General features: G+C 35.0%; 14 protein-coding genes. 13 read left to right on the forward strand and 1 reads right to left on the reverse strand.

Translation table 11 applies throughout. The features are described from left to right. Positions 1-18: 18 nt before the first annotated feature. The 4 genes from K332_RS0102745 to K332_RS0102765 all read left to right on the forward strand — a co-directional run bounded on the left by K332_RS0102745 (position 19) and on the right by K332_RS0102765 (position 3,940). A complete protein-coding gene (locus K332_RS0102745; protein WP_026906055.1) occupies positions 19-879 on the forward strand; it encodes a LysR family transcriptional regulator in 861 nt (286 codons plus the stop codon). A 737-nt stretch (positions 880-1,616) separates the two neighbouring features. Next, complete coding sequence (locus tag K332_RS0102755; RefSeq protein ID WP_026906056.1) at positions 1,617-2,468, forward strand: P-loop NTPase family protein; 852 nt, start codon at positions 1,617-1,619, stop codon at positions 2,466-2,468. 238 nt (positions 2,469-2,706) lie between these two features. Continuing rightward, positions 2,707-3,228 (forward strand): sigma-70 family RNA polymerase sigma factor, encoded by a 522-nt coding sequence (locus K332_RS0102760; RefSeq protein WP_026906057.1) that lies wholly within the window; start codon positions 2,707-2,709, stop codon positions 3,226-3,228. Next, entirely contained in the window at positions 3,221-3,940 is a 720-nt protein-coding gene (locus K332_RS0102765) for a hypothetical protein (RefSeq protein WP_026906058.1), read from the forward strand. Before K332_RS0102760 ends, K332_RS0102765 begins: the two co-directional genes overlap by 8 nt. Before the next feature lie 68 nt (positions 3,941-4,008). On the opposite strand, the gene K332_RS0102770 is transcribed toward K332_RS0102765, so the two are convergent. Continuing rightward, positions 4,009-5,712, reverse strand: coding sequence for an Rqc2 family fibronectin-binding protein (locus K332_RS0102770; protein ID WP_026906059.1), 1,704 nt, complete (start codon positions 5,710-5,712; stop codon positions 4,009-4,011). A gap of 112 nt (positions 5,713-5,824) precedes the next feature. Between K332_RS0102770 and K332_RS0102775 the strand changes: the two genes are divergently transcribed. From K332_RS0102775 to rsmB, 9 genes are all read left to right on the forward strand, one after another. Beyond that, complete coding sequence (locus tag K332_RS0102775; protein WP_026906060.1) at positions 5,825-8,482, forward strand: calcium-translocating P-type ATPase, SERCA-type; 2,658 nt, start codon at positions 5,825-5,827, stop codon at positions 8,480-8,482. A 467-nt stretch (positions 8,483-8,949) separates the two neighbouring features. After that, positions 8,950-9,840 carry a YicC/YloC family endoribonuclease gene (locus tag K332_RS0102780; RefSeq protein ID WP_245604621.1) on the forward strand — a complete coding sequence of 297 codons (891 nt, stop codon included), beginning with the start codon at positions 8,950-8,952 and terminating at the stop codon, positions 9,838-9,840. A gap of 69 nt (positions 9,841-9,909) precedes the next feature. Continuing rightward, positions 9,910-10,170, forward strand: coding sequence for an extracellular matrix/biofilm regulator RemA (remA, locus tag K332_RS0102785; protein ID WP_010096736.1), 261 nt, complete (start codon positions 9,910-9,912; stop codon positions 10,168-10,170). A 28-nt stretch (positions 10,171-10,198) separates the two neighbouring features. Continuing rightward, on the forward strand, positions 10,199-10,819 hold the full coding sequence (gmk, locus tag K332_RS0102790; RefSeq protein ID WP_026906062.1) for a guanylate kinase: 621 nt from the start codon (positions 10,199-10,201) through the stop codon (positions 10,817-10,819). Then, a complete protein-coding gene (rpoZ, locus tag K332_RS0102795) occupies positions 10,816-11,016 on the forward strand; it encodes a DNA-directed RNA polymerase subunit omega (protein WP_084287657.1) in 201 nt (66 codons plus the stop codon). The genes gmk and rpoZ overlap by 4 nt, the downstream gene beginning before the upstream one ends. Before the next feature lie 106 nt (positions 11,017-11,122). Continuing rightward, positions 11,123-12,328 (forward strand): bifunctional phosphopantothenoylcysteine decarboxylase/phosphopantothenate--cysteine ligase CoaBC, encoded by a 1,206-nt coding sequence (gene coaBC / locus K332_RS0102800; RefSeq protein WP_026906064.1) that lies wholly within the window; start codon positions 11,123-11,125, stop codon positions 12,326-12,328. Beyond that, positions 12,325-14,733 (forward strand): primosomal protein N', encoded by a 2,409-nt coding sequence (gene priA / locus K332_RS0102805; protein WP_026906065.1) that lies wholly within the window; start codon positions 12,325-12,327, stop codon positions 14,731-14,733. The genes coaBC and priA overlap by 4 nt, the downstream gene beginning before the upstream one ends. Before the next feature lie 15 nt (positions 14,734-14,748). Next, positions 14,749-15,690: a methionyl-tRNA formyltransferase gene (gene fmt / locus K332_RS0102810; protein ID WP_026906066.1), complete on the forward strand. Its 942-nt coding sequence runs from the start codon at positions 14,749-14,751 to the stop codon at positions 15,688-15,690. Between the two features lie 3 nt (positions 15,691-15,693). Next, positions 15,694-17,043 carry a 16S rRNA (cytosine(967)-C(5))-methyltransferase RsmB gene (gene rsmB, locus K332_RS0102815; protein WP_026906067.1) on the forward strand — a complete coding sequence of 450 codons (1,350 nt, stop codon included), beginning with the start codon at positions 15,694-15,696 and terminating at the stop codon, positions 17,041-17,043. Positions 17,044-17,251: the final 208 nt, after the last annotated feature.

Below are 17,251 nucleotides of genomic sequence, written 5' to 3' on the forward strand. Positions count from 1 at the left end.
TGACCGAGGTTTATTAAAATGAAAATTGAGGATTATGAGTTACTACTTAAATTGAATGAGGTTGGAACAATACGTGGTACAGCAAAAGCTATATTAATATCCCAACCAGCTGTTACGCAGCGCCTTAAATATATAGAGGAATACTTTGGGGTAACGATTTTTATTAGAACTCCAAAAAGTCTTGTGTTAACACCTAGTGGGGAAATTATTCTGAACCATGCAAAGCAAGTTACCGATAAAGAACAGGTACTAAAAAATAAGCTTTCCAAATCGAGTCATGAAGTACAAGGAACACTATCTATTGCTTGTTCCTCTTTAATTAGCCAACGTTTCCTTCCAAAAATACTAGGAGAATACACAAACAAGTTTCCAAAAGTGACCATTGATTTAGTCACTGGTATTAGTGAGGATATTAAGCGAAATCATAAGGACTACCATGTATGTATCATACGTGGTGAAAAGTTTAAAGAGAGTACAAGTATACGCTTATTCGATGATCCATTGTACATTTTTGATACGGAGCCTTTTCCAGAGGATTCATTGAAAGAACGACCACTAATCTCCTTTAAAAGTGATGATAGTATGCACGAGCTTGTCGATAACTGGCTATACCACCATCAGCATCAGATTAAACCACTTCGCACCATGACCGTGGATCAAATTGAAACATGTAAGCAATTCATGAAACAAGGGATTGGTATGGCTGTTCTACCAAAAAGTGTTTCGGATTCTATGATGGATGAATTCCCACATGTTGCATTAGAATTAGCTGGGAAACCTGTTACGCGCTATACTTGGGTATCTTATCAGGAAGGAATTAGAGAACTACCTCAAGTAGCTGAGTTTATTAAGATGCTTACAGAAAAATCTTTTTTATAGGCAGTTTTTTGTAAAGTTTGTCACTTTCGCAGTTGATGGAAAATGCGACAAAAGCTTAAAGAGGATAGTGTAGTGGTAGCACACCGCTCCAGCAGAATACTCCGCTTTTACTTCCAGTACCGGGGCGACATCTGCTCGAAAGAACCATCGCAGTGTCTACCTCGCCACGGGCACGGCCTCAGCCTCCTCGCGGAAAAGTCGCCGCTGCGGGGTCTTCGGACACGTGCTATTCCCGTAGGAGTCTACGTATTCTGCCTACGCTAGTTAAAATTTCTAATCATAATAAGGTTTAGCTTATATTTTTAGAAAGAATTTCAATCATTATATTTTTTCTACACCAGCGGGGGAAATACACGGAGACTCCTATGGGAGGATAGGCATAGGTGAGACCCCGCAGTGACGAAGGAGCGAGGAGGCTCTCCAGCCGCCCATGGAAAGCGAAGTGTATTTCCCCCGCGGGTCAGTTGCTCACCCCATGATTATTAGTTAAGTCGCACTCTATATAAAAAGTGTCATTAACAACAATCTTTTAGAAAACAACATATTATAAATTATTAAAAGGGGGATATGATAAAAATCATGTTTTCCTTTTTTGTGTTTAGTGAAGCGGATTCTATAAAAGAAGGAAAAATGATAATAATTGTAGAATTATTAACATACCGCATGTTAGTGGTGAGTAGAATGGACAGTTTGCCTTTTGAAACCTTTTAAAATACCACAGAAAGGGGCATTTTTTTTTGAATACAAAATTATTGATTGTAGAAGGGCTACCGGGTTTCGGAAAATCAACAACAGCAAAGTTACTCAAGGATATTCTAATTGATAACCATAAGCAAGCCGAATTATTTCTGGAAGGGAATCTAGACCACCCTGCTGATTATGATGGAGTAGCTTCTTTTAATAAAAGTGAGTTTGAAAGTTTGATAGCGAATAATGGAGATTTTAGAGAATTAATAAATAATAAAGTTACCAGGAAAGGTATTAATTACTTATTACCCTACCGAAAACTTATTAATGAATATGGGTCGCATTTTCCGGATGATTTATTCCATACCATTTTCAAGAATGATATATATGAATTATCTTTAGAAAAGAATATAGAGTTAATCACACAAAGATGGACAGAATTTGCAGAAAAGGCAATTAATGAAAATAAAGTTTATATTTTTGAATGCTGTTTCCTACAAAATCCATTAACAATTGGAATGGTAAAGTATGGTTCGCCAAAAGATAAAGTTATTGATTATGTTTTGAGATTAGAGAAGATTATAGAAAAATTAAATCCAATATTGATTTATATTGAACAAGATGATTTGGAATTTTCGTTTAGGAAAGCTGTTCACGAGAGAGCAACAGAATGGTCAAAGGGATTTATGGACTATTATACTAACCAAGGTTATGGGAAAGTAAACGGATATAAAGGATTAGAAGGAACCATTAAAGTATTGGAAGCAAGAAGAGCTGTTGAAAAAGAAATATTTGATTTGTTAACAATAAAAAAGATAAAGATTAACAATTCAAACTATGAATTTGAAAATTATAAAATAATGTTAAAGGAAAGAATGCGGTCAATGGAAATTCTAGGTTAATGTAGTATCTAATTTCATTTTTAAATTTATGAAATGAAAATGTACAAAAATAAAAAACGTGGGGATCCATATACTTGTGGTTCCCCATTAATTTTGCTTTTAAACTATTATTCTAGATTTCTTTTTGGTATATTCCATGAATAGAGATTGTAATATTTTTTTAAATTTTAAAAGCTAAATGAACAATCTAACTGTCTAATAAATAGATAGAATAGAGAGTAAAGGGGGTGGCTGCTACTTGCAGGAATTAGTAAAAAAAGCGCAAAAGGGTAATGTTGAAGCATTTTTAACATTGTTTCAAATGTATGAGGAAGATATTTATAGAATGGCATTTATATATGTGAAAAATCAAAGTGATGCACTGGATGTGGTTCAGGAGACAGCCTACCGTTCTTTTAAAACAATTAAAAAGCTAAAAGAACCTAAATATTTTAAAACATGGTTAATCAGAATTGCGATAAACTGTTCACTGGACTTACTTAAGAAACAGTGTAAAATCACACACTTACATCCAGGATTTGAGGAAAACATACCAGAAGAAATAATTGAGGATATTGATTTAGAAGTTGCTGTACAAGATTTAATTGAATACTTAAATGCAGAGGAGAAAAGTGTTGTTATATTGAGGTTTTTTGAGGAATTTACCTTTAAAGAAATCTCTGAAACACTTGAGATTCCATTAGGTACAGCTAAAACGATATTATATCGGGCTTTAGCTAAGCTTAGGAATAATCTAAGAGGAGGGGATGTGCGTGAGTAATAAGATTAAACAAGAAATGACTAAAATTGAAATACCAAAAGAGCTAAGTAGCAGAAGTTTAATGGGTGTTAATCAAGCAAAAGGTAAATTTTTGTTTTTTATATTCCTTTTCATTCTAATACCTTTTAGCTTTTATGTTTACGCTAATATTTATGATAACTATATATCATGGAATAATGGGTATAGTACGATTCTTGCTATTTTAATTTATCTTATTGTGTTTATTCCATTGATGGCATATGTATCAGAAAAACTAGCAAAATTCTCCTTGAAGTTAGGACTTGATAAACGTAAAAACTTCATTATATTTATTGCCATACTAATTACTATTCCAATCATTGTCACTATTAATGATTATCGGGAAAAGGACTTAGATGATGTTATTAGCTTTAATAGTAAAGATTTTGAGCAATTAATTCTTGGTAATGCTTGGACAACGGATAAAAAGGAACATGCAGATGAGTTAATTGATTTTTTAAGTCAATACCGGATAAAAAAGATGAAAGATGATGAATGGAATGGTGATGTATCAAAAGAAAAAGGATTTTCTATTGATATCTACTTAAAAGATAAAAGTTTAGGGGCTTCCATATATGAAAACCGTGTATGGGTTTATAGGAGTGGTAAGGCTTATCATGTTGTAAATGGGCCAATTGATATTGATTGGATTGAAAAGAAGGTTCAAGAGGAATTCGATGAATTACAGTGGTAGAAATGTAGGTTGTAATATGGTTTGTAAGTGGCAAGAACTCATACGCTTGTATGAGTTCTTCATTTGAATTATTTTCTTAACTTTTCTACAAGTGATCTATTCGGAGTAACATAAACCGTCTTCTGATTATCATAGATAACAAATCCCGGTTTAGAACCATTGGGCTTTTTCACATGTCGTACCTTAGTATAGTCTACTGGAACGGATGAGGAGCTTTGTGACTTACTATAGTAAGCTGCTAATTGCGCTGCTTCTAAAATTGTCTCTTCCGTAGGTTCTTTGGAACGAATAATAACATGAGATCCCGGAATGTCCTTCGTATGGAACCAAACTTCATCCCGATGTGCAAGCTTCATGGTTAAGTATTCATTTTGTTTATTATTCTTTCCAACTAAAATAGTTGTTCCATCTGATGATATATATTCTTCTGGGTTTGGAGTGTGTTGCTTGTTCTTCCGTTTTCCCTGACTTTGCTTTTTTAAATAGCCCTCTTCACGAAGTTCCTCACGTATTTCTTCAATATCTTCTACACCTGCAACATCTATTTGTTGCAATAGCTGATCAAAGTATTCTATTTCTTCATTTGTTTTTTCAATTTCTTCTTCTATTTTTACTTTAGATGTTTTCAATTTGGTATATGTTTTGAACAGGCTTTGTGCATTCTCACTAGGTGTTTTGTGAGGATGAAGCTCAATAGTAATTTCATTTTGTTCTGGATCATAATAATCTACTACGGAAATAGTGGTATCACCTTGTTTAACTAAATGCATATTCGCAGTTAAAAGCTCACCGAGTTTTTGATAATTATCAGCATTTGCTGCTTTTTGTAAAGTTCGCTCATGCTTTTTTAACTTTCTCGAATTTTTATCCCGTTCATTTTGAATAAATCGATATAGATCCTTTGCTTGTTGTTTAACCCGATCTCTCTCGGCTTTACCCGAGTAAAACCGATCCAACATTTCATTAGTTGTTGTGAATTCTTCCTTTTCTCCAGAGAATGACGTTATTGGAATAACATGAAATTCTTCTTTTGTACCTTTATAAATGGTAGGAATATATTGATTTAGGAGAATTTGCTCCTGTATTTCGAAGAACTTCTCTTTATATATTTCATTTGAACCTAATTTAGCTCGGCTAATTATCTCTTTTGCGATAAACGGAGAATAACCTGTAAATAGTTTTACGATTTGTGTGTCCAATTTACCAGCATTAAAATCAAGTTTACGAATGAATGTGTCACCATCAGTTTCAAGAGGATTCAATTTGTCTTGTTGTGGTGGTATGACATACTCTGATCCAGGTAGAATGGTTCGGTATCTATTTTGAGCCATTGATACATGTTTTAAGCTATCAATAATATTTCCTTTTTCACTATCTACTAGAATTAAGTTACTGTGTTTTCCCATTAATTCTAGAACAAGCTTTTTAGAGGAGATATCCCCAATTTCATTTCTTGTTTTTACTTGAAAGGTAATGATTCTTTCCATACCGTCTTGCTTAATAGCTTCGAGGATAGCTCCAGATAAATGCTTCCTTAGTACCATACAAAACATAGGGGCCTCGGGAGGATTATGAAAAGAATCCTTTGTAAAATGTACTCGAGAATAAGTAGGATGAATAGAGAATAATAAAACATGATTTTTACCTTGGCTTCGAATAGTCATTATAACTTCAGTATCCGATGGTTGATGTATTTTTGTTATTTTTCCTGGCACAAGCAGATTGAAAAGTTCATTTGTCACTGCTCTTGTTACAATACCGTCAAATGGCATTTGACTCACCTCTACCCTAAATTATAGCATTTTTTAGGACAAGTCTGCATATATATCACTACTAGAGTACAGGGGCTTGTTTTTGCCTCGCTTAAAGCTGGAGGAATGCGACGTGAAAAAGTGGTATCAATTAGATGTAGAACAGGTGGAACAAAAGCTTCAAGTAACCACAACTAGGGGACTAACACCTAATCAAGTAGAACAACGCCATAAGCAATATGGCTATAATGTTCTGGAATCAGGAAAGCAAACATCAAAATGGATTATCTTTTTAAAACAGTTTCAAGATTTTATGGTATTGGTATTACTTGCAGCCACATTAATAGCTGGGATGCTTGGGGAATTTGTTGATGCTATTGCAATTATGGTAATTGTATTGGTCAATGGTTTTATTGGTTATTTTCAGGAGCAAAAGGCAGAGAAGTCGCTAGAGAAGCTTAAAGAATTGTCAGCTCCAATGGCCAATGTTTACCGGGATCAAAAATGGGAGAAAATATCTTCTCGCGAATTAGTTGTTGGGGACATTGTAAAATTAAGTAGTGGAGATCGTGTGCCAGCAGATCTTCGTATTGTTAAATCTAATAGTTTAGAAACAGAGGAATCAGCCTTAACAGGTGAATCTTTACCGGTAATGAAGCACGCAACCGCTATTGTTCGAGATGACCTTGATGCCGGTGACCAAGTTAACATGGGCTTCATGGGGACTTTAGTAACGAGGGGCTCAGGGGTAGGGATTGTTGTCGGTACGGGAATGAATACGGTAATGGGACAAATAGCTTCTTTAATGTCTAGTACTAAGAAAATACCAACTCCATTAGAACGCAAACTGGCAGAGCTTGGGAAAATTTTAATTGTTGTAGCACTACTTTTAACTGTTTTAGTTGTAGGAATCGGAGTCATTCAAGGGCATCCTGTTTATAATATGTTCCTTGCTGGGGTATCATTAGCTGTTGCAGCGATACCGGAAGGATTGCCAGCGATAGTGACAGTTGCTCTTTCTCTTGGTGTACAAAGAATGATTCGGAAAAAGGCAATTGTACGAAAACTATCTGCTGTAGAAACATTAGGCTGTGCTTCTGTTATTTGCTCAGATAAAACAGGTACGATGACAGAAAATCAAATGACTGTTAAGGAAATGTTTCTTAACGGTGATAATATTTCTGTAACAGGTGATGGCTATGATGTTGAAGGAAAGTTTTTAATAGGAAAAAAGAAATTAAACGAGAACCACCCTAACTTAGAGACCATGCTCCTATACGGCCAATTATGCAATAATGCTATCCTTCAAGTGAAAAAAGGGAAGTATTTTATTGATGGAGATCCAACCGATGGGGCTTTAGTTGTAGCAGCAAGAAAAATTGGCTTAAATCACTTAAGTGGAGATAATTTTAAGATAATCAAAGAAATTCCATTTGACTCTGATCGGAAACGTATGAGTGTTGTAGTGGAAGATGAAAATGAGATGCGCTTCCTAATTACAAAGGGAGCACCAGATGTATTATTGCCTCGTTGTAATTATTTGTTAGAACATGAAAATAGAAAGATATTAAAGCAACGGGATCGAGACAAGATAGAACATGCTATTAATGGAATGGCTGAAAAAGCACTCCGTACCATTGCAATTAGTATGAGGCCATTATCAAAAGATATGTCGCTCGAAACTGCATTTTTGGAAAAAGATCTAACCTTTATTGGGTTATATGGAATGATTGATCCCCCTCGAAAAGAAGTAAGAGCAGCTATAGAAGAGTGTAGACAAGCAGGTATTAAGACTGTAATGATTACAGGTGATCATGTGAAGACTGCTCGAGCAATTGCAAAAGATCTGAAGCTATTACCGGACAATGGATTAGTGTTAGAAGGTAGTCAAATAAATCAAATGTCAACAAGTGATCTTGAGGAGACAATTGAAGATGTATATGTATTTGCTAGGGTAACTCCAGAACATAAGCTTAAAATAGTAAAAGCTTTTCAGGCAAGAGGGCATATTGTTGCAATGACTGGTGATGGGGTGAACGATGCACCTGCTATAAAGGCAAGTGATATTGGTATTAGCATGGGAATTAGCGGTACAGACGTAACAAAGGAAGCATCTTCTTTAGTATTAATGGATGATAACTTTGCTACGATAAAAGCAGCAATTCAAGAAGGACGCAATATTTATGAAAATATCCGGAAATTCATCCGTTATTTACTAGCATCAAACGTTGGTGAAATATTGGTTATGTTATTTGCCGTGATACTCGGAATGCCACTTCCATTAGTACCGGTTCAGATTTTATGGGTAAACTTAGTCACAGATGGTTTACCAGCAATGGCACTAGGCCTAGATAAACCAGAAAATGATGTAATGAAACGGTCACCAAGAAGTCCTAATGAAGGAGTATTTGCAAGAGGGTTAGGCTTTAAAATTATTTCTAGAGGTATACTGATTGGGATTGTGACTTTAATTGGCTTTATGGTTACATATCAAGACAACCCAGCCAATCTAGTTTATGGACAAACAATCGCATTTACAACGTTAGTAATGGCACAGCTTATCCATGTATTTGATTGCCGAAGTGAAAAGTCAGTCTTTGAACGAAATCCATTTGAAAATATCTATTTAGTATTTGCGGTTATCTCATCTGTTCTCTTATTACTTGTGGTAATATACTGGTCGCCATTACAACCAATTTTCCATACTGTTTCACTTGCTCCTAGAGATTGGATGTTGGTACTCGGTCTAGCTGCAATACCAACTGTACTATTCGGATTTACGAAAAAATAAGTTATTAATTACACAACTTGTTATAAACTGTGCGGTAACTAGACCCATGTATCTTAATCAGGGTACATGCTCCGGTTAACAGGGCTTATGTTTCTCTGAATCGAGCGCATGTTTCGGTAGACAGGGCTCATGTTTTCCTGAATCGGGCGCATGTTTCGGTAGACAGGGCTCATGTTTTCCTGAGTCGGGCGCATGTTCGGGTTGAGAGGGCCCATGTTTTCCTGAATCGGGCACATGCTCGGGTAGACAGGGCTTTTGTTACAGCACAGTTTCCATCAACTGCGAATTATATGTACAACTAGGATTACAAATTAGGTCCAAATAAAAACAAAAACCTTCTGCAACTTTTGTGGATGGTTTTTTTGTGTGGATTTGGTGAAGGAATGTAATATATCTTTTTAAAAAAGGTCAAATATCGTTCGAAGCTAACTAGGTATGCTATAATTATCCATAGCTCAAAAAAGTAGGTGATATTTTTGGCAAAAAGTATGACTGGTTATGGTACAAGTACAACTCATTTAGAAAATACTACCATCTCTGTAGAAATCAAATCGATAAATCATCGTTTTTTAGATATCATTCCAAAATATCCAAGAACCTTTATATTTCTAGAAGATAAGATTAAAAAGACCGTAAAATCTTATTTTTCACGCGGACGAATTGAAATACATATTAATATTGATGGTGATAATTTTGTAAACAAATCTATTGTCACCGATTGGGATTTACTGGATCAATATGTTCAACAATTAAAAAAGATAAAGGATAGGTACGCATTGAAAGGCGATATCCCTATGTCGGTTTTAACAGAATTGCCTGATCTTATTACAGTCGTTGAAAATGAAGAAAAACCAAGTGAACTGCAAAACATTGTTTTAACATGCGTTGCTAATGCTTGTAAACAAGTCGAAGAAATGCGAATGGAAGAGGGTAAAAACTTATTAGAGGATATTTTAAAGCGAGTTTCTAGTATTCGAGATATGGTACTCTTATTAGAGGGAAGAAGAGAAAAGGTTATAGAAGAGTACCGATTGCGTATTAAGAAGCGGATTGAGGAATATATAGAAGATTCTATTACTATTGATAAAGGTCAAATCCACCAAGAAATTGCAATACTCTCAGAAAAAGGAGATATCACAGAGGAGATTACCCGTTTACTAAGTCATTTAGAACAAATAGAAGAAATTTGTCAGGGTGAGGAGTCTATTGGTAGAAAGCTTGATTTTATCGTGCAAGAAATGAATCGTGAAGCAAATACAATTGGGTCAAAATCTACGGATTCCCAAATCGGTAGATGGACCATTGGAATTAAAAGTGAAATTGAGAAAATTAAAGAGCAAGTTCAAAATCTCGAGTAAATAAATGGTGAGACTTTTATTTTTACAAAAAAGCTTATATAATAGTTTAGAATGACAGGGGGAAGTAATATGGGATTACAATTAATTAATATTGGATTTGGTAATGTTGTTTCGGCAAACCGTGTTATTTCAATCGTTTCGCCTGAATCAGCACCAATTAAAAGAATTATCTCGGTTGCAAGGGATAATAATAAATTAGTAGATGCTACATATGGAAGAAGAACAAGAGCGGTTATTATTACTGATAGTGATCATGTGGTTTTATCTGCTGTGCAACCGGAAACGGTTGGGCAACGTGTATTAAGTCACGAGGAAATGACTGACGAATAATAGTGCTAAGCTTTTAGGAGGAAATAACTTGATAGAAGAGAAAGGTATTTTATTTATTCTCTCTGGACCATCTGGTGTTGGAAAAGGAACTGTGAGAAAAGAACTATTTGAAAGGAAAACGGAATTACGTTACTCCATTTCAATGACCACAAGGGATATACGTCCTGGTGAAGTGGATGGGGTTGATTATTTTTATAAGACAAATGAAGAATTTGAACAGTTAATTGCTGAAGGTAGGCTGTTAGAATATGCTAAATTTGTCAATAACTATTATGGTACTCCAAAGGATTATGTGGTGGACACATTAGACAAAGGGCATGATGTATTCTTGGAAATAGAAGTACAGGGTGCTATGCAGGTGAAGCAGAATTTCCCTGAGGGTGTATTTATCTTTTTATTCCCTCCAAGTTTAGAGGAATTAAAAAATAGAATTGTAAATCGTGGAACTGAAAAAGAGGATGTAATTCTTAATCGCTTAAAGGAAGCCCGTAATGAAATTGAGATGATGGATGCTTATGACTATGTTGTTGTAAATGATGATGTAGATAAAGCCGTAGAAAAGGTCCAGTCCATAATCCAATCTGAACATTGCAAGCGAGAACGAATTGCAGCACAATATAAAAAGTTATTGGAGGATGATTTTTCATGATGTTAGAACCATCTATTGATGAATTACAAGAAAAAATTAGATCGAAATATTCTTTAGTTACTCTTTCTGCTAAGAGAGCTAGACAATTACGTGAACTAAATAACCCACGAATTGTTAGTCCGAAATCTCATAAATATGTAGGTATGGCACTAGAAGAAATTGCAGCAGAAGAACTGAAGCTAGATAACGAAAAGTAAAAAGGTAATCCCTTGCATGTTAAAATGCAAGGGATTATTTAATATAAGAAAATTATGGTATAAATAGACTAGAAGATTTAATTGTTCTGGAAAGGTGTTCGTTAACATGCTGAATAAAAATGTAATACTAGGAGTGAGTGGTGGAATTGCTGCTTACAAGGCTTGTGCTTTAACAAGCAAGTTAACACAACAAGGGGCAAACGTTAAAGTGATTATGACAGAGTCAGCAACTAAATTTATTTCCCCCCTAACATTTCAAGCATTATCAAGGAACCCGGTTTACACCGACACATTTGATGAAAAAGATGCAGAAAAAATCGCTCATATTGATCTAGCGGATTGGGCTGATATGTTTGTAATTGCCCCAGCAACTGCAAATATTATTGGGAAAATCGCGAACGGAATAGCTGATGATATGATGACAACTTCTATTCTTGCTACAAAAGCACCGGTATACATTGCCCCAGCAATGAATGTCAATATGTATGAGCATCCCGGGGTTATTAAAAATATGCAAACTTTAGTAAATTTTGGTTACCATTTTATTGAGCCAGGTGCAGGCTATCTTGCATGTGGTTGGATTGGAAAAGGAAGATTAGAAGAACCGGAAACTATAATTGAAGTGATAAAATCGTATCAAAATAGCCCACGCTTATTATTAGGGAAAAAAGTACTAATATCGGCCGGTCCTACAAGGGAAAAAATTGACCCTGTTCGTTTTTTTTCCAATCGTTCAACAGGAAAAATGGGGTATAAGCTAGCGGAAGCCGCTGCTGAAATGGGAGCAGAAGTTACATTAGTATCTGGTCCGGTTAATTTAGCTACACCATCTGGTACTATAAAACGTATTGATGTGACAACTGCAGAAGAGATGTATAAAGTAACGACTGAAGAATTTTCTTCACATGATATTGTCATTAAAGCTGCAGCAGTAGCCGATTACCGACCAAAAGTTACCTATGATAATAAAATGAAAAAACAAGATGGGATACTTCAAGTTGAAATGGAACGTACAAAGGATATTTTAAAAACACTTGGAGAGAACAAAACAAAACAATTTCTTGTAGGTTTCGCAGCGGAAACTCAAAATCTAAAAGCTTATGGTTTGGATAAGCTTAATCGGAAGAATTTAGACGCTATAGTCGTAAATAATGTGGCCGAGGATGGTGCTGGGTTTGGAAGCGATACGAATATCGTAACCTATTTTAATAGAAAATTAGAGCAGCATGTGATTCCTAAAGCAAGCAAAAAAGAGGTTGCAAGAGAGATTCTAAAATTAATATTGCGTGATATGAAGGATGATCAATCGTGAATATTGCAAGGGTTATAGTTGATGTCCAAGCGAAGACGATCAATCAAACATTTGATTATTTAATACCAGTTCGATTTCAAGACATTCTTGCAGAAGGAATGCGCGTAATCGTACCATTTGGTCCGAGAAAAATAACCGGTTTCGTTGTGGGAATTACATCAACATCTGATTTTGACAAGTTAAAGGAAATTATTGATGTACTAGACATTTATCCTGTCTTAACAAAAGAATTGTTGGAACTAGGAAAATGGATGGCAGAAGATACACTTACCATGTACATTACAGCCTACCAAGCTATGTTGCCCCAAGTTTTGAAGGCACAATATAAGAAAGAATTAATAAGAAATACAGATGAACCATTGTCAAAGGAATTCGAGTTCTTGTTTGCAGGTAGAGATGTTATAAGTTTTGAGGAATTTGAAGGTTCAAGCATTTCTTATTCCAAACTACAGAAAGCGGTCCAGGAGACAACCATTTCCATTAATTATCTTGTAAAATCTAGAATTACAAAAAAGCTTGTTACATTCATAGAGCCCAATAAAGAAAGTTATCAATTAGAAGAATCATTATTCGATTTGCCCCAAAATGCAAAAAAACAAAGAGCAACATTAGCTTACTTTATTCAAAACTCAGACTCGATTGAACAAAATAAATTATTCCATATTACAAATTCAAATCGAACAGTTGTTAAGGCTCTTATAGATAAGCAATTATTAAAAGAAATTAAAAAGGAAGTATATCGAAACCCTTATAATGATGATTCTTTTGAAAGAACACTCCCACTTAATTTGACTGAACAACAAGAACAAGCATTACAGCCAATAAAAGAAAAAGTATCAAACAGTGAACATGATGTATTTTTAGTTCATGGTGTAACCGGAAGTGGTAAAACTGAAATTTATCTGCAGGCCATTCAAGATGTATTAAACGAAGGAAAAGAGGCAATTGTGCTCGTTCCTGAAATTTCGTTAACACCGCAAATGGTAAATCGATTTAAGGGGCGTTTTGGTAGTGAAGTAGCTGTCATGCATAGTGCTCTTTCAAATGGTGAGAAGTATGATGAATGGCGAAAAATTCAAACAAAGAAGGTAAGTGTTGTTGTTGGTGCACGGTCAGCAATTTTTGCGCCATTTGAAAATATAGGAATCATCATTATTGATGAAGAACATGAGACAACATATAAACAAGAGGATCAACCAAGATATCATGCTAGGGATGTTGCGATTAAACGAGGACTTTATCATCATTGTCCAGTGGTTCTAGGAAGTGCTACACCAACTTTAGAATCTTTTGCTCGAGCCAAAAAAGGTGTGTACAAATTAGCTACGTTAGATAAACGTACAAATGAAAAACCTATGCCAGATGTAGAAATTGTAGATATGCGTGAAGAATTGCATACTGGAAATCGTTCCATGTTTTCTACTCAATTAAAGGAAAGTATGGAAAGTGCAATAGAACGTGGAGAGCAAATTGTTCTTTTGCTAAACCGAAGAGGATATTCGACATTTGTTATGTGTAGAGATTGTGGTCATGTTAAACAATGCCCACATTGTGATATTGCTTTAACCTATCATAAACGAAGTAATCAATTAAAATGTCATTACTGTTCTTATGAAGAAAGAATGCCCTTAGAATGCCCAGAATGTCAAAGTGACTCCATTCGTTATTTTGGAACGGGTACGCAACGTGTGGAGGAATCATTAGCACAATTAATGCCACATGCTCGTGTTATTCGGATGGATGTAGACACAACAAGGAAAAAGGGATCCCATGAAAAGTTATTGAAGAGTTTTGCTGACAAGCAAGCAGATATTTTATTAGGTACACAAATGATTGCAAAAGGTCTTGATTTTGCCAATGTTACGTTAGTTGGAGTATTAACCGCTGATTCAATGTTGCATTTACCTGATTTTCGTTCTAGTGAAAAAACGTTTCAATTATTAACTCAAGTGAGTGGTAGAGCAGGAAGACATGAATTACTTGGAAAAGTGATTGTTCAAACTTATACTCCTGAACATTATAGTATTCAACTTGCAAGTAGCTATGATTTTCATCAATTTTTTAATGCAGAGATGCAGATTAGAAGAACATTCCGATATCCGCCATATGTCTATTTAGCACTCATTACGGTATCACATCCTAATCATGTTAAAGTAGTTCAAATAACCCAGCGTATCGCACAATTACTTACCAAGGTGGTAGCCGAGGAAACAATCATACTAGGTCCAACACCATCACCGATATCAAGGATGAAAGATAGATATCGCTACCAATGCATGATAAAATACAAAAATGAACCAAACCTTAGAAGGAATATCAAAAAAATTATGGATCAGTTTGCTGATGAGGTTCGAAAAGAGGACTTATTGATTACAGTAGATATGCAACCATACCATCTTATGTAGAAAGTAGGCTATTAAATGAAACGAATAGTTTTTATGGGGACTCCAGATTTTTCTGCCCCTATTTTAAATAAGTTAGTTCAATCCGAATATGAAGTGGTACTAGTCGTAACTCAACCGGACAGGCCTAAAGGTAGAAAGAAAGTAATTACTCCTCCTCCAGTTAAAGTGGAAGCAGAAATACATAATATTCCTGTTTTTCAACCGGAAAAGATTCGTCATGAGTACCAAGAAATATTAAATTATAATCCAGATATTATTGTTACAGCTGCTTATGGGCAAATCCTTCCTAATGAACTTTTAGAAGGGCCTAAATACTGCTGTATAAACGTTCATGCTTCACTCCTTCCCGAACTACGAGGTGGAGCGCCAATTCACTATGCGATAATGCAAGGCAAAGATGAAACAGGAATTACGATTATGTATATGGCTGAAAAATTGGACGCTGGTGATATTCTTACACAAAAAAGTATTCCAATTGAGAAAAAAGATCATGTAGGGTCTATGCATGATAAACTATCTACAGTTGGTGCGGATTTATTAATGGAAACACTGCCTAAATTGTTTGCAGAAGAATTAACACCTATTAAACAGGATGATTCTAAAGCTACATTTGCATCTAATATAAAACGTGAACAGGAAGAAATTGATTGGAATAAATCAAACATTGAAATTTACAATCAAATAAGAGGACTTCATCCTTGGCCGGTAGCATTTACTACTTATCAAAATGAAAATATGAAGATATGGTGGGGCGAGCCGGTTGAAGAGGAATATAAAGGGGAGCCAGGGGTAATTACTGCTAAAGATGATGATGAAGCATTTATTGTAATTTGTGGTAATCATAAAGGAATCCGCATCACTGAAATTCAACCTGCTGGAAAGAAACGAATGACTGTGAAGGATTATTTACAGGGCTCGAGCGATCGTATAAAAATTGGTAGCAAAATGGGTGAATAATAAATGAACAAATATCTTCTTAGAAATACCATAATAGACATATTACTTCGTATTGAACAAGATAGCGGGTATAGTCATTTATTAATAAATCATGAAATTAAGTCGAAACATATCTCTCCAAAAGATGAGGGGTTATTAACAGAAATCGTTTATGGAACAATTCAGCGAAAGATGACGCTAGACTTTTTTATTAATTCTTTTATTAATCAAAAGAAAAAATTAGAACCTTGGGTTTACATGCTTCTTAGAATGTCTGTTTATCAAATGGTTTATTTGGATAAAGTACCCGATCATGCGATTATTCATGAGGGTGTTGAGATTGCAAAACAAAGAGGACATAAGGGTATTGCATCTCTCGTTAATGCAGTACTTAGAAATATTCAACGAAATGGAGTCCCTAGTACAAGTGGAATTGAGGACCCAGTTACACGTCTAGCAATTGAAACTAGTCATCCAGATTGGCTAGTAAAAAGATGGATAGAACATTATGGCTATGAAACAACGAAAGAAATGTGTATGGCAAATCTAAGTCATAAACCAATTTCAGTACGTGTACAACCCTTGAAAATTTCAAGGGATGATGCGATGGAACAGTTAAAGCGTGAAGGGTATGAGGTATCTGAATCTGCTTTTTCAGAGCAAGGTATTATTATTGAACACGGTAATATTTTAAAATCGGTTTTGTTTGAAAAAGGAAGTATCACCATCCAAGATCAAAGTTCCATGCTAGTTGGAGAAATGATTGATGCACATCCAGATTTTACTGTTTTAGATGCATGTAGCGCGCCTGGGGGTAAAGCAACTCATATTGCTGAGAAAATGCAAAATAAAGGTGTCATATACGCACATGACATACATAAGAAAAAAATAAATCTAATCAATGAAAAAGCCAAGGATTTGAATATTTCTATTATAAATGCAGAGGCAATGGATGCTAGGAATTTATCAGACCGGTATACACCGGAATACTTTGATCGCATTTTAGTAGATGCACCATGTTCAGGGTTAGGCGTCATGCGAGGAAAACCAGATATAAAGTATAATAAAAAAGAAGAGGATATTAAAAGACTTTCTGAAATTCAACAAGATATTTTAAACACAATTTCTCCATTACTTAAGCAAGATGGGTTGTTAGTTTATAGTACTTGTACGGTTGATCCTGCAGAAAATGAAGCAGTCATAAAGAAATTTCTAAAAGACAATAAGAATTTTCAAGTAGATAAGAACTTTTTCGAAGAGTTGCCTACTGAATTAAGGACTTCAAAAGGTATTACTCCGTTTGGATTGCAACTTTTCCCGCAAGATTTTCAAACGGATGGTTTTTTCTTAACTAGACTGTTACGAAATTCCTAAAAGCATGAATAAACTAGTAGAAAAGTATGGGGAATTACCAGAAAAAGATATTCTTATTTGGTGAATTGTGTAATACTTATATTAGTAAAATTGGTATTCGTTAAGGGATTCTCCGAAAGTGAATTTTATTTTTCTTAAGAAACCTTATGCTGATTAGTGCATACCTTTAGGAAAATGCCTATGTTGCACTTAGGGTAGGAAGGACTTG

The sequence above is a fragment of the Paucisalibacillus globulus DSM 18846 genome (assembly GCF_000482485.1).
GTDB lineage: Bacteria > Bacillota > Bacilli > Bacillales > Amphibacillaceae > Ornithinibacillus > Ornithinibacillus globulus.

Excerpts from the sequence above, each read along its gene's own strand:
- K332_RS0102770 (WP_026906059.1), bottom strand. The coding sequence starts at position 5,712 with ATGCCATTTGACGGTATTGTAACAAGAGCAGTGACAAATGAACTTTTC.
- coaBC (WP_026906064.1), top strand. The coding sequence starts at position 11,123 with ATGCTGAATAAAAATGTAATACTAGGAGTGAGTGGTGGAATTGCTGCT.
- rpoZ (WP_084287657.1), top strand. The coding sequence starts at position 10,816 with ATGATGTTAGAACCATCTATTGATGAATTACAAGAAAAAATTAGATCG.
- fmt (WP_026906066.1), top strand. The coding sequence starts at position 14,749 with ATGAAACGAATAGTTTTTATGGGGACTCCAGATTTTTCTGCCCCTATT.
- remA (WP_010096736.1), top strand. The coding sequence starts at position 9,910 with ATGGGATTACAATTAATTAATATTGGATTTGGTAATGTTGTTTCGGCA.
- K332_RS0102745 (WP_026906055.1), top strand. The coding sequence starts at position 19 with ATGAAAATTGAGGATTATGAGTTACTACTTAAATTGAATGAGGTTGGA.
- rsmB (WP_026906067.1), top strand. The coding sequence starts at position 15,694 with ATGAACAAATATCTTCTTAGAAATACCATAATAGACATATTACTTCGT.